The 19330-nt window shown below is 35.5% G+C and carries 23 protein-coding genes; 22 read left to right on the top strand and 1 reads right to left on the bottom strand.

All coding sequences use genetic code 11. The annotated features are described in order from the left end of the window. Positions 1-153: 153 nt before the first annotated feature. The 9 genes from ACZDYH_RS28750 to rsmI all read left to right on the top strand — a co-directional run bounded on the left by ACZDYH_RS28750 (position 154) and on the right by rsmI (position 6615). On the top strand, positions 154-333 hold the full coding sequence (locus ACZDYH_RS28750; protein ID WP_000175076.1) for a sigma factor G inhibitor Gin: 180 nt from the start codon (positions 154-156) through the stop codon (positions 331-333). A gap of 71 nt (positions 334-404) precedes the next feature. After that, positions 405-1826: an aminotransferase class I/II-fold pyridoxal phosphate-dependent enzyme gene (locus ACZDYH_RS28745; RefSeq protein WP_006920522.1), complete on the top strand. Its 1422-nt coding sequence runs from the start codon at positions 405-407 to the stop codon at positions 1824-1826. Between the two features lies 1 nt (position 1827). Next, positions 1828-2454, top strand: coding sequence for a dTMP kinase (gene tmk, locus ACZDYH_RS28740; protein WP_000677218.1), 627 nt, complete (start codon positions 1828-1830; stop codon positions 2452-2454). Between the two features lie 35 nt (positions 2455-2489). Further along, positions 2490-3473 (top strand): DNA polymerase III subunit delta', encoded by a 984-nt coding sequence (gene holB, locus ACZDYH_RS28735; RefSeq protein ID WP_000169561.1) that lies wholly within the window; start codon positions 2490-2492, stop codon positions 3471-3473. A gap of 5 nt (positions 3474-3478) precedes the next feature. After that, complete coding sequence (locus tag ACZDYH_RS28730; protein WP_000272429.1) at positions 3479-4306, top strand: PSP1 domain-containing protein; 828 nt, start codon at positions 3479-3481, stop codon at positions 4304-4306. A gap of 14 nt (positions 4307-4320) precedes the next feature. Further along, positions 4321-4671 carry a DNA replication initiation control protein YabA gene (yabA, locus tag ACZDYH_RS28725; protein ID WP_000412063.1) on the top strand — a complete coding sequence of 117 codons (351 nt, stop codon included), beginning with the start codon at positions 4321-4323 and terminating at the stop codon, positions 4669-4671. Positions 4672-4753: 82 nt separating this feature from the next. Continuing rightward, on the top strand, positions 4754-5494 hold the full coding sequence (locus tag ACZDYH_RS28720; protein ID WP_001055366.1) for a tRNA1(Val) (adenine(37)-N6)-methyltransferase: 741 nt from the start codon (positions 4754-4756) through the stop codon (positions 5492-5494). Beyond that, complete coding sequence (locus tag ACZDYH_RS28715) at positions 5481-5771, top strand: GIY-YIG nuclease family protein (protein ID WP_000414350.1); 291 nt, start codon at positions 5481-5483, stop codon at positions 5769-5771. Before ACZDYH_RS28720 ends, ACZDYH_RS28715 begins: the two co-directional genes overlap by 14 nt. Further along, positions 5740-6615, top strand: coding sequence for a 16S rRNA (cytidine(1402)-2'-O)-methyltransferase (rsmI, locus tag ACZDYH_RS28710; RefSeq protein WP_000267821.1), 876 nt, complete (start codon positions 5740-5742; stop codon positions 6613-6615). The genes ACZDYH_RS28715 and rsmI overlap by 32 nt, the downstream gene beginning before the upstream one ends. Positions 6616-6635: 20 nt before the next feature. Here the strand turns inward: rsmI and ACZDYH_RS28705 are convergent, their stop codons facing one another. Continuing rightward, positions 6636-6920: an AbrB/MazE/SpoVT family DNA-binding domain-containing protein gene (locus ACZDYH_RS28705; protein ID WP_000843036.1), complete on the bottom strand. Its 285-nt coding sequence runs from the start codon at positions 6918-6920 to the stop codon at positions 6636-6638. Positions 6921-7405: 485 nt separating this feature from the next. On the opposite strand from ACZDYH_RS28705, the gene metG reads away from it, so the two are divergent. The 13 genes from metG (at position 7406) to ACZDYH_RS28640 (ending at position 19276) form a co-directional block, all read left to right on the top strand. Continuing rightward, on the top strand, positions 7406-9388 hold the full coding sequence (gene metG / locus ACZDYH_RS28700; protein WP_000134132.1) for a methionine--tRNA ligase: 1983 nt from the start codon (positions 7406-7408) through the stop codon (positions 9386-9388). Between the two features lie 166 nt (positions 9389-9554). Then, positions 9555-10322 (top strand): TatD family hydrolase, encoded by a 768-nt coding sequence (locus ACZDYH_RS28695; protein ID WP_000895851.1) that lies wholly within the window; start codon positions 9555-9557, stop codon positions 10320-10322. Between the two features lie 214 nt (positions 10323-10536). Continuing rightward, positions 10537-11094, top strand: a complete 558-nt coding sequence (rnmV, locus tag ACZDYH_RS28690; protein ID WP_000692836.1) for a ribonuclease M5 — start codon at positions 10537-10539, stop codon at positions 11092-11094. Then, positions 11091-11969, top strand: a complete 879-nt coding sequence (gene rsmA, locus ACZDYH_RS28685) for a 16S rRNA (adenine(1518)-N(6)/adenine(1519)-N(6))-dimethyltransferase RsmA (RefSeq protein WP_088859335.1) — start codon at positions 11091-11093, stop codon at positions 11967-11969. The genes rnmV and rsmA overlap by 4 nt, the downstream gene beginning before the upstream one ends. Before the next feature lie 110 nt (positions 11970-12079). Beyond that, the gene (gene yabG / locus ACZDYH_RS28680) at positions 12080-12943 is read left to right on the top strand and encodes a sporulation peptidase YabG (protein WP_000242868.1); all 864 of its coding nucleotides are present in this window, start codon (positions 12080-12082) and stop codon (positions 12941-12943) included. A gap of 226 nt (positions 12944-13169) precedes the next feature. Continuing rightward, the gene (veg, locus tag ACZDYH_RS28675) at positions 13170-13430 is read left to right on the top strand and encodes a biofilm formation stimulator Veg (RefSeq protein WP_000044347.1); all 261 of its coding nucleotides are present in this window, start codon (positions 13170-13172) and stop codon (positions 13428-13430) included. A gap of 91 nt (positions 13431-13521) precedes the next feature. Next, positions 13522-13701 carry an acid-soluble spore protein SspF gene (gene sspF, locus ACZDYH_RS28670; RefSeq protein ID WP_002094215.1) on the top strand — a complete coding sequence of 60 codons (180 nt, stop codon included), beginning with the start codon at positions 13522-13524 and terminating at the stop codon, positions 13699-13701. A gap of 196 nt (positions 13702-13897) precedes the next feature. Then, positions 13898-14767, top strand: a complete 870-nt coding sequence (gene ispE / locus ACZDYH_RS28665) for a 4-(cytidine 5'-diphospho)-2-C-methyl-D-erythritol kinase (RefSeq protein ID WP_000772104.1) — start codon at positions 13898-13900, stop codon at positions 14765-14767. A gap of 54 nt (positions 14768-14821) precedes the next feature. Beyond that, the gene (gene purR / locus ACZDYH_RS28660; RefSeq protein ID WP_000702466.1) at positions 14822-15670 is read left to right on the top strand and encodes a pur operon repressor; all 849 of its coding nucleotides are present in this window, start codon (positions 14822-14824) and stop codon (positions 15668-15670) included. 120 nt (positions 15671-15790) lie between these two features. Beyond that, positions 15791-16165, top strand: coding sequence for a RidA family protein (locus tag ACZDYH_RS28655; protein WP_000869815.1), 375 nt, complete (start codon positions 15791-15793; stop codon positions 16163-16165). 152 nt (positions 16166-16317) lie between these two features. Beyond that, positions 16318-16611: a septation regulator SpoVG gene (gene spoVG / locus ACZDYH_RS28650; protein ID WP_000454041.1), complete on the top strand. Its 294-nt coding sequence runs from the start codon at positions 16318-16320 to the stop codon at positions 16609-16611. Between the two features lie 313 nt (positions 16612-16924). Then, positions 16925-18304 (top strand): bifunctional UDP-N-acetylglucosamine diphosphorylase/glucosamine-1-phosphate N-acetyltransferase GlmU, encoded by a 1380-nt coding sequence (glmU, locus tag ACZDYH_RS28645; RefSeq protein WP_000071041.1) that lies wholly within the window; start codon positions 16925-16927, stop codon positions 18302-18304. An 18-nt stretch (positions 18305-18322) separates the two neighbouring features. Further along, positions 18323-19276 (top strand): ribose-phosphate diphosphokinase, encoded by a 954-nt coding sequence (locus tag ACZDYH_RS28640; protein ID WP_000107420.1) that lies wholly within the window; start codon positions 18323-18325, stop codon positions 19274-19276. Positions 19277-19330: the final 54 nt, after the last annotated feature.

Below are 19330 nucleotides of genomic sequence, written 5' to 3'. Positions count from 1 at the left end.
GTATTGTTAAAAAGAATGGGAAAGAAGTAATGGAAATACAAACACGTTGCCCAAGAGTTAATCATATTATATAAAAGATGGGTGTATATTTTTCTGTAAATTGTTAAGGATTAGAAGTATAAAATAGGTTCACTTAAATAGGGAGGGAAGATTATGACATTACAAAGTGAAGTTTGTATTGTTTGTGAGACAAAAAGAAAAGAAGGTATATATGTTTATAATAATTTAATATGCCATGAATGTGAAAAGGATATGGTGAATACAGAGACAGATGATCCGAAATATATATATTATTTAAAGCAGCTTCGAAAATTAGAAGTATCATATTTTTAAATAGGCATATGCCTATTATTTTTTTTGTTCTGTATAATAGATAGAGAATGAATAATAAGGAAGAGATGTAGATGAATCAAAATCGTATGCCTTTATATGAGGCGTTAATAGAGTTTAAAGAAAGAGGGCCGTTATCCTTTCATGTTCCTGGTCATAAGAATGGTTTAAACTTCCCTCAGGAGGCAATAAGAGAGTTTAAAGGTATTCTATCTATTGATGTAACTGAATTAGCAGGACTAGATGATTTGCATAGTCCGTTTGAATGTATAGATGAGGCACAACAATTATTGGCTGAAGTTTATAATACAAAGAGAAGTTATTTTTTAATTAATGGTTCAACAGTCGGGAACTTAGCAATGATTTTGTCTTGTTGCGGGGAACATGATATTGTTCTTGTACAAAGAAATTGTCATAAATCAATTATTAATGGTTTAAAACTTGCGGGAGCAAATCCCATTTTTTTAGATCCATGGATTGATGAAGCTTACAACGTACCAGTGGGAGTTCGTAATGAAATTATTAAGAACGCAATTAGAAAGTATCCAAATGCGAAAGCACTTATTTTAACGCATCCTAATTATTATGGTATGGGGATGGATTTAGAGGCAAGCATCGCTTTTGCACATGCACATAAAATCCCTGTTTTGGTAGATGAGGCACATGGGGCACATCTATGTTTGGGAGAACCATTTCCGAAGTCAGCATTAACATATGGTGCAGATATTGTAGTTCATTCTGCACATAAAACATTACCCGCAATGACAATGGGTTCCTATTTACATATAAATAGTCATTTAGTAGACGAAGATAAGGTTACTACTTATTTAAGTATGCTACAATCTAGTAGTCCATCGTATCCAATTATGGCTTCCTTGGATATAGCACGCTTTACAATGGCGCGTATAAAAGAAGAAGGTCACAGTGAAATTGTTGAGTTTTTACGAAGATTTAAGGAACAATTACGTTCTATTCCCCAAATCGCCATTTTAGAATATCCGTTGCAAGATGAGTTAAAGGTCACCGTACAAACTCGTTGTCAGTTATCAGGGTACGAATTACAGTCTGTATTTGAAAAGGTCGGTATATATACAGAGATGGCTGATCCGTACAATGTCCTATTTATTTTACCCTTACAAGTAAATGAGGGATATATGAAGGTTATAGAGATGATCCGAGTAGCATTGCAACATTATGAGGTGAAAGACAAGAGGGAATCTATTCGTTATACTTATAATGGTGAATTCTCTCTTTTACCGTATACGTATAAACAACTAGACGGATATGAAACAAAGATAGTATCTATAGAAGATGCTGTTGGAATGATAGCGGCGGAAATGGTGATTCCGTATCCACCTGGAATTCCATTAATTATGTATGGAGAGAGAATTACTTCAGAGCATAAAGAGCAAATTATGTATTTAGAAAGAGCAGGAGCTCGTTTTCAAGGTAATACGAAATATATGAAAGTGTATGATATAGAAAGTAGGTTTTAGGATGAAGGGATTATTTGTAACAATTGAGGGCCCAGAAGGTTCAGGTAAAACAACGTTAATTAAAAGCTTATTGCCATATTTTGAACAAAAAGCACAAAAGGTAATGGCGACAAGGGAACCAGGCGGTATTGCAATTTCTGAGGACATTAGGACGATTTTACATAAACAAGAATATACGATGATGGAAGCACGTACAGAAGCGCTTCTTTATGCTGCTGCGCGCAGACAACATTTAGTAGAAAAAGTTATGCCAGCACTTAATGAGAACTACCTCGTGTTATGTGATCGTTTTATAGATAGCTCTTTAGCATACCAAGGCTATGCAAGAGGATTGGGTATGGATAAGGTATTTGAAATAAATCGTTTCGCAACAGAGGACTGTATGCCTAGTTTAACAATTTATCTAGACATTGAGCCTGAGGTTGGTTTGGCTCGGATTGAAAAAGATGCAGGACGTGAAGTAAATCGACTAGATATGGAAGATATCTCTTTCCATAAACGTGTGCGCGAAGGGTATTTACAAGTTGTAGAACGTTTCTCGGATCGTATTGTATTGGTAAATGCTGATCAACCGATGGAAAAACTTATAGAAGAAGTTGTTCAGATTATAGAAGATAAATTGTTATAATAGAAGGAAAGAATGAAATAAGTGAGGTATGCATTATGACGAAGACGTGGGAGCAGCTTTCTGCTATACAACCCATCGGTGTAAAAATGTTGATGAATAGCATTGCAAAAGAGCGTATATCCCACGCTTACTTGTTAGAGGGAGGGAAAGGGACAGGAAAGTTTGCGACAGCAATTCAAATGGCAAAGAGTTTCCTCTGTTCTGAGCGGAATGGAGTAGAGCCCTGCCATGTATGTACAAACTGTAAGCGAATTGATTCAGGTAACCACCCTAACTTACATATTGTAAAACCAGACGGATTATCTATTAAGAAGCAGCAAATTCATGATTTACAAGAAGAGTTTTCCAAAACAGGATTAGAGGCAAATAAAAAAATATATATTATTGAGCACGCAGATCGTATGACAGCAAATGCGGCAAATACACTTTTGAAATTTTTAGAAGAACCAAGTAGTGATACAACTGCTATTTTACTTACTGAACAAAGTCATCAAATTTTAAATACGATTTTATCTCGCTGCCAAGTTGTTACGTTTAGACCGTTACCTACGGAATCTTTAATTAGAAGATTACAGGATGAAGGGATTACAGCATCTTTATCGACACTTGCTGCTCAACTTACAAATAGTTTTGATGAAGCTTTAGCTTTATGTAGTGATGAATGGTTTGCACAAGCACGAGCTTTAGTGATAAAATTATGTGAAGCGCTCGAAAAAGATAAAACCTCTATTTTTTTTGTACAAGAAAAATGGGGAAAACACTTTGGAGAGAAAGAACAATTACAGCAAGGTTTAGATATGTTACTCCTTATTTATAAGGATTTATTATATGTTCAACTTGGAGAAGAAGATCGTCTTGTTTTTCATGAGCAGAAAGAGATGTTTGAATCGTTTTCCTATGCTCAGAAGCGCATTGTATCAGCTCTCTTTAATATATTAGAGGCAAAAAATAGAATCAACGCTAATGTAAATGCGCAGCTTGTGTTCGAACAGTTAGTGTTGCGGTTGCAGGAGGGATGACCGTTTTGTATGATGTAGTAGGTGTTCGCTTTAAGAAGGCCGGAAAGGTATATTACTTTGATCCAAACCAGTTCGATATCTCTGAAAATGAGTTTGTCATTGTAGAAACGGTAAGAGGTATTGAATACGGAAAAGTAGTTATTACCAAAAAACAAGTTGATGAAAACGACGTTGTATTACCGCTAAAAAAGGTTATTCGTATTGCAAATGAAAATGATCGTACCATTGTTGAAGAGAACAAACATGCTGCCAAAGAAGCATATCAAGTTTGTCAACAAAAGGTAGTAGAGCATAATCTTGATATGAAACTTGTAGATGTAGAGTATACATTCGATCGTAATAAGATTATTTTCTATTTTACTGCGGATGGTCGGATCGATTTCCGCGAACTAGTGAAGGACTTAGCCGCAATTTTTAGAACAAGAATTGAACTAAGACAAATTGGTGTTCGTGATGAAGCGAAGATGCTAGGTGGTATTGGTCCATGTGGTCGTATGCTTTGTTGTTCTACTTTTTTAGGGGATTTTGAACCTGTATCCATTAAAATGGCAAAGGATCAAAATTTATCATTAAATCCTGCAAAAATCTCTGGTTTATGTGGTCGCTTAATGTGTTGCTTAAAATATGAGAATGATGAATATGAGGCAGCAAAGGAACAACTTCCTGATTTAGATCAACGTATACAAACCCCGCATGGTACTGGCCGTGTTATCGGATTAAATATTTTAGAAAGATTAATTCAAGTGGAACTAGTAGACAAGGAACGGATAGTAGAATATACGTTAGATGAGTTAGTGAATAAAGGGGTCGTTTCGAGTCAAACCACAGATTAATGAGGTGGGTGCTTGTGGAGAAAAAAGATATTTTTGAATCGGTTTCTAGTATGGAAGAGCAAATTGGACATTTATATAAACAGTTGGGAGAGTTAAAACAGCATCTTGCAGAGTTGTTGGAAGAAAACCAACATATAAAAATGGAAAATAACAATTTGCGACACCGTTTTGAAGAAGTGCAGAATAAAGAAAAACAAAAAACTCAAAAACGTAAAGAAGTGAAGCCGAAAACAGATATTGGTGAAGGCTATGACAATTTAGCGAGACTATATCAAGAAGGTTTTCATATTTGCAATCTACATTATGGAAGTGTACGTAAAGAGGGAGATTGTTTGTTCTGTCTTTCATTCTTAAATAAAAAGTGAAATTACCTTTCCAATTATAATTGGAAAGGTAATTTTTTATACATGAAATAGGGTAGGTTAAGGGTAAGAAAAGGAGCAGTATATGAATTTATATGAAGATGAACGTTTAGATTACTTATTAGCACAAGACATGAAGATTATACAAAGCCCATCAGTATTTAATTTTTCTTTAGATGCCGTTTTACTTGCAGATTTTGCATGGGTACCAATTCAAAAGGGGAATTTACTTGATTTGTGTACAGGTAACGCGGTTGTTCCCCTTCTATTAAGTACAAGAACAAAAGGAAATATTACTGGTGTGGAAATTCAAGAACGCTTATATGATATGGGAGTAAGAAGTGTTCAATACAATGGGTTGGAAGAAAGAATTCACCTCATACATGGAGATTTGAAAGATATGCCAGAGAAACTTGGGCGTCATCAATATGATGTTGTTACATGTAATCCACCATATTTTCAAACACCTCAAACTTCAGAGAAAAATATGAATGAACATTTAGCGATAGCTCGTCATGAAATTATGTGTACATTAGAAGATGTTGTATCTGCAAGTAGTCAGTTAGTAAAACAAGGTGGGAAAGTAGCGTTTGTACATCGTCCAGGGCGATTACTAGACATTGTCACATTAATGCGTAAATATAAAATTGAACCAAAGCGTGTGCAATTTGTTTATCCTAAGGTTGGAAAAGAAGCAAATACATTGTTAATTGAAGGAATTAAGGATGGAAATGCAGATTTGAAAATTTTACCGCCTCTCGTTGTATATGAGAACAATAACGAATATACAAAGGAGCTACGTTCAATTTTATATGGAGAAGAATAAGCACTTTTTTTATGTGGTAGAGTGCTCTGATGGAAGTTATTATGCTGGATATACAAACCATATAGAAAAGAGAATTCAGACTCATAATAGCGGCAAAGGGGCTAAGTATACACGCGTCAGGCTTCCTGTCGTTTTAAAATATGTAGAGACCCACGATGATAAGCGTACAGCTATGCAAGCGGAGTATTACTTTAAGCAATTAACGAGAAAACAAAAAGAGGCATATATGCAAAAAGGAGAACGCTATGTGGCAACAAAAAAGCTTTCAACAAAATGAAAAGGGAGTTTTATATTTAGTACCAACTCCTATTGGAAATCTAGAAGATATGACATTTCGTGCAATCCGAATTTTAAAAGAAGTTGATTTAATTGCTGCTGAAGATACGAGACAAACGAAAAAACTTTGTAATTATTTTGAAATTGAAACACCTGTCACGAGTTATCATGAGCACAATAAAGAAGTAAGTGGGAAGAAACTATTAGAGAAATTAGAGGATGGAAAGAATGTAGCACTTGTTAGTGACGCTGGTATGCCGTGTATTTCTGATCCAGGTTACGATATTGTCGTTGAGGCAGTAGCTGAGCAATATCATGTAATTCCGCTTCCTGGAGCAAATGCAGCCCTTACAGCATTAATTGCATCCGGTCTTGAAACAAAGCAGTTTTATTTCTATGGTTTCTTGCAGAGAAACAAAAAGGAACGGAAGATGGAGTTAGAAAAGCTTCGTTATGTACAAACTACAATGATGTTTTATGAAGCACCTCATCGTTTAGATGATACTTTAATTTCGATGCAGGAAGTGTTGGGAAATAGAGAGATTGTATTATGTCGAGAGTTAACGAAAAAATTTGAGGAATTTATTCGAGGAACAATCGAAGAAGCAATTGAGTGGACGAAGCAAAATGAAGTACGTGGTGAATTTTGTATTTTAGTAGCTGGTTCAACAGAAGAACCTGCTCCAGAAGAACAATGGTGGGAATCTCTTTCGGTATATGATCATATTGAATATTATATAAATGAAAAAAGTATGAATTCAAAAGAAGCGATTAAAACAGTCGCTAAAGATCGAGATTTGTCGAAAAGAGATGTATATCAAATCTATCATGTCGATAAAAAATAAGCTTCTCATAATTGAGAAGCTTATTTTGCTGTTTCGATATAATCTTGAAGTTCGTTTAAGATTTGCTCAGCGCCTTCTTTGCTTAAGATGATTTTACCTTCAGCTAAAGAAAGGTTACCGTCAGATACTTCACCAGTTACTTGGCAAGTCATGTTTGGTTTATATTTCTTTAAGATGATTTTTTCGTCATCAACATAGATTTCAAGAGCGTCCTTTTCTGCAATACCTAAAGTACGGCGTAATTCGATTGGAATTACTACACGACCTAATTCATCAACTTTACGAACAATACCAGTAGATTTCATAATTTTTTTCCTCCTAAATAAATAGTTTATAAGTTTCGAGTCTATTTTTAGATTCGTCATTTTTCGACAAAATACCCTATGGACATATGATACCAATCATTTACATTTCCGTCAATTCTTAAATTCTATATTTTTTAAAAAGATTTATAGATTTCTTATTTCTTATATATAATAGATTGAGAGGAAATTCCACAATTATTTACATTATTTTCTGAAAAAATAATAAATTCAAAGTGGATATTGTATATTTTTTTGAAATATGAGCAATAGATGATAAAGATATCGAGCATTAAGACCTAAATTGAAAATTAGGTTGGCGTAAAGAAGATAAGTTAGATTTGGGCTGCTCGTAAAAGCCCAATTAACGTGGGCTAATAATTAGTGGGGAGGAACAAAAACCCTACTGATTAAAGTTTCACTTTATATATGAGTTTTTGATATACTGTTTATAAATACATATGAGGTTATTCGGGAGGTCCAAAACAATGACAGAGGAAAATAAGTCCTTTTATATTACTACCCCAATTTATTATCCAAGTGGAAAATTACACATTGGACATGCTTATACGACAGTAGCAGGAGATGCGATGGCACGATATAAGCGTATGCAAGGTTATAATGTGCATTATTTAACAGGAACTGATGAGCATGGACAGAAGATCCAAAAGAAAGCAGAAGAGTTAAATATTACGCCACAGGCATATGTTGATAACATTGTTGCAGGAATTAAAGAGCTTTGGGAGAAGATGGATATTTCTTATGATGATTTTATTCGTACAACTGAAGATCGTCATAAAGATGTTGTCGAAAAAATCTTTAAACAATTAGTAGATCAAGGTGACATTTATCTTGATGAATATGAAGGTTGGTATTCTGTACAAGATGAGACGTTCTATACAGAGCATCAATTAGTAGATCCAATTATGGAAGGCGACAAAGTAGTTGGAGGAAAAAGCCCAGATAGTGGTCATGATGTAGAACTTGTTCGTGAAGAATCTTATTTCTTTAGAATGGGTAAATATGTCGACAGACTATTAAAGTTCTATGAAGATAATCCACATTTCATTCAGCCGGAGTCTCGTAAAAATGAAATGATTAATAATTTTATTAAACCAGGATTAGAAGATTTAGCAGTTTCTCGTACTTCATTTGACTGGGGAGTTCGTGTTCCTGGTAACCCAAAACACGTTATTTATGTATGGGTTGACGCATTATCTAACTATATTACGGCGTTAGGTTATGGAACAGCAAATGAAGAGAAATATAAAAAATTCTGGCCTGCAGATGTGCATTTAGTTGGGAAAGAAATTGTTCGTTTCCATACAATTTATTGGCCGATAATTTTAATGGCATTAGATTTACCTCTTCCGAAGAAAGTCTTTGCTCATGGCTGGATTTTAATGAAGGATGGAAAGATGAGTAAGTCAAAAGGAAACGTAGTAGATCCAGTTACATTAATCGATCGTTACGGATTAGATGCATTACGTTATTACCTACTTCGTGAAGTTCCATTTGGATCTGATGGCGTATTTACACCAGAAGGATTTGTGGAGCGTATTAATTTCGACTTAGCAAATGACTTAGGTAATTTATTAAATCGTACAGTAGCTATGATTGATAAGTACTTTAACGGAGAAATCCCTGCATTTAAAGCAAATGTGACGGAATTTGATGAAACGTTAGTAGCGTTTGCACAAGATACTTTGAAAAAAGTAGAAGAAGCAATGGAGAATATGGAGTTCTCTGTAGCGTTAGGATCTATTTGGCAACTAGTTAGTCGTACGAATAAATATATTGATGAAACACAACCATGGGTATTAGCAAAAGATGAGAATGATCGTGAAAAGTTAGCCTCTGTAATGGCTCATTTAGCAGAAGTACTTCGTCAAACAGGTATTATGCTTATGCCATTCTTAACAGTAGCACCAAGCAAGATGTTTGCTCAGCTTGGCCTTACTGATGAAGCTCATAAATCTTGGGAAAGTCTCTCTACAATTGGCTGCATTCCAGCTGGAACAAAAGTAGAAAAAGGAAACCCAATTTTCCCTCGTTTAGAAATGGAAGTGGAAGTAGAGTACATTAAAGAACAAATGAAAAGCTCTGCTCCTAAAGTAGAAGAGAAAAAAGAAGAAGAACCGAAGGCAGAAGAAATTACAATTGATGATTTCTTTAAAGTAGAATTACGCGTAGCTGAAGTACTATCTGCTGAACCTGTGAAAAAAGCAGACAAGCTGTTAAAAATTCAACTAGACTTAGGTACAGAAAAGCGTCAAGTTGTTTCTGGAATTGCAAAATTCTATTCGCCGGAAGACTTAAAAGGTAAAAAGGTTATTTGTGTAACAAACTTAAAACCTGTAAAATTACGCGGTGAATTATCGCAAGGTATGATTTTAGCGGGTGAAGAGAATGGCGTATTGTCATTAGCATCAATTGACCAAAATCTACCAAATGGTACAAAAATCAAGTAATTAAGACAAGAAAAGAGATGTTTCACGTGTAACATGTGTGAAGCGTCTTTTTTCTTTTTACACTCTCTATTTTTGCATTAAGATTGTAGTATTGTTATCGTTAAGTCATTAAAGAACTTATTTTTGTAGAATAAACTTGATTTCAATATAAAAGGAGTTATGTATTATGTTGTTTGATACACATTCACATTTGAATGCAGAGCAATTCGAAGGAGATTTGCAAGAGGTTATTGCCCGAATGAAAGAAGCGGGAGTTACTTATACAGTTGTTGTTGGTTTTGATGAAGTAACGATAAAAAAGGCGATGGAATTAGCTGAAGCCTATGATTTTATTTACGCTGCGGTTGGGTGGCACCCAGTTGATGCAATCGACATGACAGAAGAACATTTAGCTTGGTTAGAAGAACTTGCTTCTCATCCTAAAGTCGTTGCACTTGGAGAAATGGGCTTAGATTATCACTGGGATAAGTCTCCAAAAGAAATACAGAAAGAAGTATTCCGTAAACAAATTGCATTAGCGAAAAAAGTAAAATTGCCGATTATTATACATAACCGCGATGCAACTCAAGATATTGTTGATATTCTAGAAGAAGAGAATGCAGCTGAAGTAGGAGGCATTATGCATTGCTTTAGCGGCAGCGTAGAGGTAGCAGAGCGATGTGTTGATATGAACTTTTTAATTTCATTAGGTGGACCAGTTACATTTAAAAACGCTAAGAAGCCGAAAGAGGTTGCTACGGAGATTCCATTAGAGAAATTGTTAATAGAGACGGATTGTCCGTATTTAACACCGCACCCATTTCGAGGGAAACGAAATGAACCGAGTTATGTAAAACTCGTAGCAGAAGAAATTGCGAATTTAAAAGGAATTTCTTATGAGGAAGTAGCAGAAATGACAACTAAAAATGCAAAAGTTTTATTTGGTGTTGAATAAAAAAGAATGGGGAAACCTGTTCTTTTTTATTTTGAGAAAAACTAGTAGAAGTGATGAAGAAAATAAATGTGAATGATGAAGTGTTACAATAAGGACAGAGAACAAAGATTTTTCTATTCTATTTTTTAAAATATAAGAATGGGGAAAATAATAATGGAAAAGTCGTCATTTTTTTGTTTTACTAAGTAGAGACGAAATGAGTGTGGAGGCAAGCATGAAAATAAAAGAGATTATCGTTGTAGAAGGTAAAGATGATACAGTTGCGATTAAGCGTGCTGTTGATGCGGATACAATTGAAACGAACGGTTCAGCAATCGGTGATCATGTTATTGAGCAAGTTAAATTAGCGCAGCAAAAAAGGGGAGTTATTATTTTCACAGATCCGGATTATCCTGGAGAGCGTATTCGAAAAATTATTTCTGACAAGGTTCCTGGCTGTAAGCATGCCTTTTTACCGAAGGAAGAAGCGCTTGCTAAAAGGAAAAAGGGTGTTGGAATCGAACACGCTTCTAATGAGTCGATTCGCCGCGCTCTAGAGAATATACATGAAGAAATGGAAGCTTACACAAGTGAAATTAGTTGGAGTGATTTAGTCGATGCAGGCTTAGTGGGCGGAGAAATGGCAAAGAGCCGCAGAGAAAGAATGGGTAAGCTATTAAAGATTGGTTATACAAATGCAAAACAGTTACATAAACGATTACAGATGTTTCAAGTTTCAAAGGAATCATTTGCAGAAGCTTATAAGCAAGTAATACAGGAGGAAAAAAGATGAAGGATATCGCAACGCCAAATCGTACAAAAGACATTGTTGAAAAGTATGGATTTTCATTCAAAAAAAGTTTAGGACAAAACTTTTTAATTGATACAAATGTATTAAATCGTATTGTCGATCATGCAGAAATTGGTTCAGAAAGTGGTGCAATTGAAATTGGACCAGGTATTGGTGCATTAACAGAGCAATTAGCAAAGCGTGCTAAAAAAGTAGTGGCTTTTGAAATTGATCAAAGACTATTACCAATTTTAGATGAGACGTTAGCGCCATATGGTAACGTTACAGTTATTAATAAAGACGTACTAAAAGCAGATGTACATGAAGTATTTAATGAGCAATTTGAAGAAGGGCAAGATGTAATGGTAGTAGCTAACTTACCATACTATATTACAACGCCAATTTTATTTAAATTGCTTGAAGAAAAGTTACCAGTTCGTGGATTTGTTGTTATGATGCAAAAAGAAGTTGGAGATCGTTTAGCTGCTAAACCTGGAACGAAAGAGTATGGTTCTTTATCGATTGCCATTCAGTATTATACAGAGGTTGAAACAGTTATGACTGTACCGCGTACAGTGTTTGTACCACAGCCAAACGTTGATTCTGCAATTATCCGCCTTCTAAAGCGTCCTAAACCGGTTGTAGAGGTGACAGATGAAACGTTCTTCTTTGAAGTAGTACGAGCAAGTTTCGCACAGCGCCGTAAAACTTTAATGAATAATTTATCAAATAATTTAAATGGTTTCCCGAAAGATAAGGAGTTATTGGGTCGAATTTTAACAGAAGTAGGAATTGATCCAAAGCGAAGAGGCGAAACGCTATCTATTGAAGAGTTTGCAACATTAAGTAATGCATTAGTTCTTCATAAATTATCATAAGAATATGAAAGGGACAGTTCAACTTGAACTGTCCCTTTTGTCACCTTTCTCTCTCTAAATTCATACTTTAAAAACAGGTAAGATGGCCTAATGAGTTTGGAGGTAGGAGAATGGTTTTACATGTTGGAGAATTAGTGGAACGATATTCTCATAAGAGGGATATTCTTTTTCGTATTATAGAAATAAAAGGTGAGATAGCTATATTGTTTGGAGAGGAAATTAGACTGGTGGCGGATGCGCCACTTGAAGATTTAATTAGTATAGATCAAAGAGAACATAAAAAAAGGGTGAAGCGTGAGAAAGAAACAATGGAGCGCACGTATCGTTTGTTTCAACAAGATTATGTACTGATGAAACAAAGGCATGAACATACTTCAACTGGTGGATACACAAGTGAGGTGAATTATTTTCAAATGCCGGGACGTGTATTGCATATAGATGGAGACCCTTTATATTTGCGCAAGTGCTTAGACTTATATAACAAAATTGGCGTTCCTGTTCAAGGTATTCATTGTAAAGAAACGGAGATGCATGAAAAAGTAGTAGACTTAATAGATCACTTTCGCCCAGACATTCTCGTTATTACAGGGCATGATGCATATACAAAATCAAAAGGAGTGAAGGGAGATTTAGCGGCATATAGGCATTCAAGGCATTTTGTACAGGCTGTTCGTGAAGTGCGAAAAAAATATCCATCACTGGATCAACTTGTTATTTTTGCTGGGGCATGTCAATCACATTTTGAGGCACTAATTCGTGCAGGGGCCAATTTCGCTAGTTCACCATCTAGAATTAATATTCATGCACTAGATCCTGTATATGTAGTTGGTAAAATTAGTTTTACTTCATTTATGGAGAGAGTCAATGTATGGGATGTCGTACGTAATACAATTACTGGTGAAAAAGGACTAGGTGGAATTGAAACGAGAGGGATTTTACGAACGGGATTACCTTTTCAACATTACGAAGAGTAAGCAGGATACATATGTATCTTGCTTTTTTGTATGGAAGGATTTAAATGAATTTGGATAAAAAGAGGTAAGAACGTACAGACTACGTAATGATACTTTTACAATATAGTATTTCTTCTATCTATTCAAACGCAGGATGATATTAGCTGTGAATCGCGGTTAATAATTAGGATAGATATATCGTGCTTTAAGTGTTCAATCTAAATTACAGCGAGGTGTAGCGAAGTATATGTCAAAACGTTTAGATGAAATTAAAAGCGAATTAGATCACCATCTTGGACAACGACTTATGTTAAAAGCAAATAGTGGAAGAAGAAAAACTGTGGAGCAATCAGGTGTACTAGCAGAAACATACCGTTCCGTTTTTGTTGTACAATTGGATCAACAAGAAGATGCGTTGCAACGTGTATCTTATAGTTATGCAGATGTTTTAACAGAGACAGTAGAGTTAACATTTTATGGAGACCCTCATAATGAGGTCATTTTATAATCCGTATATCATTACATATATTCCCATAAATGAAAAGCTATATTATTTTGCATACTAACTATACCGTAGCAAAATAAGGAGGGACTCTGCATTGAGTAGACGAAGAGGTGTCATGTCAAACCAATTTAAAGAAGAGCTAGCAAAAGAGCTTGGCTTTTATGATGTTGTTCAGAAAGAAGGATGGGGCGGAATTCGTGCGAAAGATGCTGGTAACATGGTGAAACGTGCTATAGAAATTGCAGAACAGCAATTAATGAAACGAAACCAGTAGTTGTAAGATACTTTCTATGCTACGGTAGCCGAGGAGACATTCCTCGGCTTTTTGTACTCTAAAAGGTGCCATCATTTTACATAAGTAGTTTCATTCTGAATGCTTTTCGTTATAATTAGGGAAGTGTCATCGTCTTACTATAAATTTATGGTAAAATAAACGATAAAAGATTGAGTACATAGAGTGGGTGAATAGATTGAAGCTACTAGTGAAAGCACCAGCAAAGATTAATCTGTCGTTAGATGTACTGGGAAAAAGACAAGACGGATATCATGAAGTGAAAATGATTATGACAACCATTGATTTAGCAGATCGTCTAGAACTAACGGAATTAGCAGAAGACCGTATTGAAATTTTATCCCATAATCGGTATGTCCCAGACGACCAACGAAATTTAGCTTATCAGGCAGCGAAATTATTAAAAGAGAAGTTTAATGTAAAAAAAGGTGTATCTATTACTATTGAAAAAACGATTCCAGTAGCAGCTGGATTAGCAGGTGGAAGTAGTGATGCAGCAGCGACATTACGTGGTCTTAATAAATTATGGAATTTAGGGCTTACAATTGATGAGTTAGCAGAGCTTGGCGCAGAAATTGGATCAGATGTATCGTTCTGTGTATACGGAGGCACAGCAATTGCCACTGGAAGAGGAGAGAAAATTGAGCATATAAAGACTCCGCCTTCTTGTTGGGTTATTTTAGCGAAACCACATATAGGTGTATCTACTGCTGATGTGTATGGAAATTTAAAGTTAAATCGAGTTACACATCCAAATGTAGATAAAATGGTTGATGTCATAAATTCTGGTGATTATAAAGGAATTTGTGATACTGTTGGTAACGTTTTAGAAGATGTAACATTTGGAATGCATCCTGAAGTTGCCCGTATTAAATCACAGATGAAGCGATTTGGAGCGGATGCTGTATTAATGAGTGGAAGTGGTCCAACTGTATTCGGACTTGTACACCATGATTCACGAATGCATCGCATTTATAACGGATTAAAAGGATTTTGTGAACAAGTCTATGCGGTACGTTTATTAGGAGAGCGAGAAACGCTTGAATAAAGACGTATAATACGTTATGATTTGTTTAGAATATTCGTGATTTGAGGTGAGAGTATGAAAATTAGAAGAAGTACAAGGTTAGTCGATATGACTTATTACTTGCTACAAAACCCTCGTCAGCTAGTATCTCTCACTTTTTTTGCTGAAAGGTATCAATCGGCTAAGTCTTCCATTAGTGAAGATTTAGTTATTATTAAGCAAACGTTTGAACAACAAGGGGTCGGCACATTGCAAACGATACCAGGAGCAGCAGGAGGAGTGAAATATATACCGTATATAAGTGAAGAAGAGGCAGATCTAATTATTGATGAGCTTTGTGGCTTATTTGAAAACCCAGATCGTATTTTGCCTGGCGGTTACTTATACATGACAGATTTATTGAGTAATCCTCGCCATATTAATGGCGCAGGTCGTTTGTTTGCTTCTGTTTTTGCTAGGCAACCAATTGATGCAGTTATGACGGTGGCAACGAAAGGGATTCCACTTGCTTATGCAGTGGCAAATTACTTAGATGTACCAGTTGTAATTGCAAGGAAAGATAATAAGGTAACAGAAGGTCCGACTGTTAGTATTAACTATGTGTCGGGTTCTTCTAAACGAATTCAAACAATGACGTTAGCAAAACGCAGTCTTCCAGAAGGGTCGAATGTTTTAATTATTGATGACTTCATGAAAGCTGGCGGAACAATTCAAGGTATGATGAGTATGTTAGAAGAGTTCAAGGCTAATGTTGTTGGTATTGGTGTATTAGTAGAATCCACAGATATTGAAGAACGACTAATTAATAATTTTGTATCATTAATTCGTCTATCGGAAGTTGATGTGAAAGAAAAAACGATTCAAGTGGAAAAAGGGAATTATTCTCTTGCGCCATTTGATGAAGGGCTTGTAGAGGCGGAATAAAAGATAGAGCAGATAGCTCTATCTTTTTTTATTTTATTTATAGATTATAAAATAGGTGGACAAACTGCCTTTCGTACACTATTTTTAAAGAGTAAAATAAATAATAAAAGGGTGAAAAGTATGAAAGTTGTTCAAACAAGCAAGGCACCACAAGCAATTGGACCTTATTCACAGGGGATTATTGTAAATAACATGTTCTATAGCTCAGGACAAATTCCATTGACGGCAAATGGGGAGCTTGTAACAGGAGATGTAACAGTACAAACAGAACAAGTATTTCAAAATTTACAAGCGGTATTAGAGGAAGCAGGTGCTTCATTTGATACAGTCGTAAAAACAACAGTATTTTTAAAGGACATGGATGATTTTAATGCTGTGAATGAAGTGTATAGCTCTTATTTCTCTACTCATAAACCAGCTCGATCTTGTGTGCAAGTAGCAAAATTACCGAAAGATGTTTCCGTTGAAATTGAAGTAATCGCCCTAGTTAAGTAACCTTTTGTAAGCGATAACCTCCACTAATCTCTATATTCAACTACTTTAAAAATTTTTATCTTAAAAATTTTTAAAAAATTAAAGGGAAAATAGAAAATTTGTGGAATTTATACAAATATATCGCTTATTTAGAAAAGGGTGGTGAACACAAGATGGAAGTGACTGACGTAAGATTACGCCGCGTAAACACAGAAGGCCGCATGAGAGCAATTGCCTCTATTACTCTAGACCATGAATTTGTTGTTCATGATATTCGTGTAATTGATGGTAATAATGGATTATTTGTAGCAATGCCAAGTAAACGTACTCCAGATGGAGAGTTCCGTGACATTGCACATCCAATTAATTCTGGTACACGCTCTAAAATTCAAGATGCGGTTTTAACAGAGTATCATCGTTTAGGCGAGTTAGAAGAGGTTGAGTTTGAAGAAGCAGGTGCTTCGTAAAATTCGAATGAAAAGGGCTTTTGACAAAAAGCCTTATAATTTTGTAGCAAACTCCTGTAAGCATTTACAGGAGTTTGTTTTTTTTTGCTTTATATTTGGAAACTGCATAATTTATTAACATAAAAAGAAGAAACTACTAATTTTTTCAAAATCATTTTAAATAGTATAGCTTATTTCTTAAAAAAGATACTAAAGAGTAAAACATCTTATAAGAATTATGGTAAAATTTAATAGTTAAAATGTGTTTCTTGAAATATATGATGATTTAGGATAATATCTTTAATGGATAAATAGGTTGCGATGGAGGGTCTATATGTCAAACAGATTTGCAGTGATTCTAGCTGCAGGTAAAGGCACACGTATGAAGTCTAAGCTATACAAAGTGCTGCATCCTGTATGTGGAAAACCTATGGTACAACACGTAGTCGATCAAGTATCTCAATTAGGATTGCAGAAACTTGTAACGGTTGTTGGACATGGTGCTGAAATGGTACAAGAACAGCTAGGGAACGTAAGTGAATTTGCATTACAAGCAGAACAACTTGGTACAGCACATGCTGTAGATCAAGCTGCAAGTGTACTTGCAAATGAAGAAGGAACAACTTTAGTTATTTGTGGTGATACGCCTCTAATAACTGCTGAAACAATGGAAGCATTACTTCAGCAACATAAAGAAGCAGGAGCAATGGCGACGGTGCTAACAGCATACATAGAAGAGCCTGCTGGATATGGCCGTATTGTTCGTAATGAGAATGGTCATGTTGAAAAGATTGTTGAGCATAAAGATGCAAATGAGAAAGAATTAGCTATTAAAGAAATCAATACAGGTACGTATTGTTTTGATAATAAGGCTTTATTTGCTTCACTTTCTAAAGTTTCAAATGATAACGTGCAAGGTGAATATTACCTTCCAGATGTTATTGAGATTTTAAAAAATGAAGGTCATATCGTATCAGCTTATCAAACAGAGCAGTTCGACGAAACGTTAGGTGTTAACGACAGAGTCGCTCTATCGCAAGCGGAAATTATTATGAAAAACCGTATCAACCGAAAGAACATGGTAAACGGTGTTACAATTATTGATCCAAGTAACACTTATATTTCTGCTGATGCAGTTATCGGTAGTGATACAGTTCTTCATCCAGGAACAATTATTGAGGGGAACACTGTAATTGGCTCTGATTGTGAAATTGGACCGCATACAGTAATTCGCGATAGTGAAATTGGAGATCGTACGACAATTCGACAATCTACTGTACATGATAGTAAGCTTGGTACAGAAGTATCGGTTGGTCCATTTGCACATATTCGCCCAGATTCAGTTATTGGAGACGAAGTACGCGTTGGAAACTTCGTGGAAATCAAAAAAACTGTCTTTGGTAATAGAAGTAAAGCTTCACACTTGAGTTATATCGGGGATGCACAAGTTGGAGAAGACGTGAATCTTGGTTGTGGTTCAATTACGGTGAACTATGACGGTAAGAATAAATTCAAAACTGTGATTGGTAATGGGGTATTTATTGGATGTAATTCAAACCTTGTTGCTCCAGTAACAGTTGAAGATGGTGCTTATGTGGCAGCAGGCTCTACAATTACAGAGAATGTTCCATCAAAAGCATTATCGGTAGCACGTGCACGTCAAGTTAACAAAGAAGACTATGTTGATCAATTGCTGAATAAGAAAAAATCATAATGTGGAGGGTTAATCTAGATGTCGACTCAATATCTAAATTCTAATTTGAAAGTATTCTCTTTAAACTCTAATAAGGAACTTGCTGAGCAGATTGCAAAGCATATTGGAGTAGGGCTAGGAAAATGTTCTGTTGATCGTTTTAGTGATGGAGAAGTTCAAATTAACATTGAAGAAAGTATCCGTGGTTGCGATGTATTCATTATTCAATCTACAAGCTTCCCAGTAAACGAACATATCATGGAATTACTTATTATGATTGATGCATTAAAACGTGCATCTGCGAAAACAATTAATATTGTTATTCCTTACTATGGTTATGCGCGTCAAGACCGTAAAGCGCGTTCTCGTGAACCAATTACATCGAAACTTGTAGCAAACTTGCTTGAAACAGCAGGTGCAACTCGTGTAATCACTCTAGATTTACATGCTCCACAAATTCAAGGGTTCTTTGATATCCCAATCGACCACTTAATGGGTGTACCGATTCTTTCAGATTACTTTGAAACAAAAGGTCTTAAAGATATCGTAATCGTGTCTCCTGACCATGGTGGTGTAACTCGTGCAAGAAAAATGGCAGATCGTCTAAAAGCGCCAATCGCTATTATTGATAAGCGTCGTCCTCGCCCGAATGTATCAGAGGTAATGAACATTATCGGTAATATTGAAGGTAAAACAGCGATTTTAATTGATGACATCATTGATACAGCTGGTACAATTACATTAGCAGCAAACGCTCTTGTTGAGAACGGTGCTTCTGAAGTATATGCTTGCTGTACACACCCAGTATTATCTGGTCCAGCAATTGAGCGTATTCAAAATTCAAATATTAAAGAGTTAGTTGTAACGAACTCTATCGTATTACCAGAAGAGAAGAAAATCGACAAAGTACATGAACTTTCAGTTGCTCCATTAATCGGAGAAGCAATCATTCGTGTATACGAAGAAGAATCTGTGAGTGTATTATTCAATTAATTGGATAGAATGAGACGTAACCAAAATTGGTTACGTCTTTTCGTATCGAAAAAA

It is taken from the genome of Bacillus sp. EB V-12 (assembly GCF_056158125.1).
This window is presented reverse-complemented; position numbering and strand designations above follow the sequence as displayed.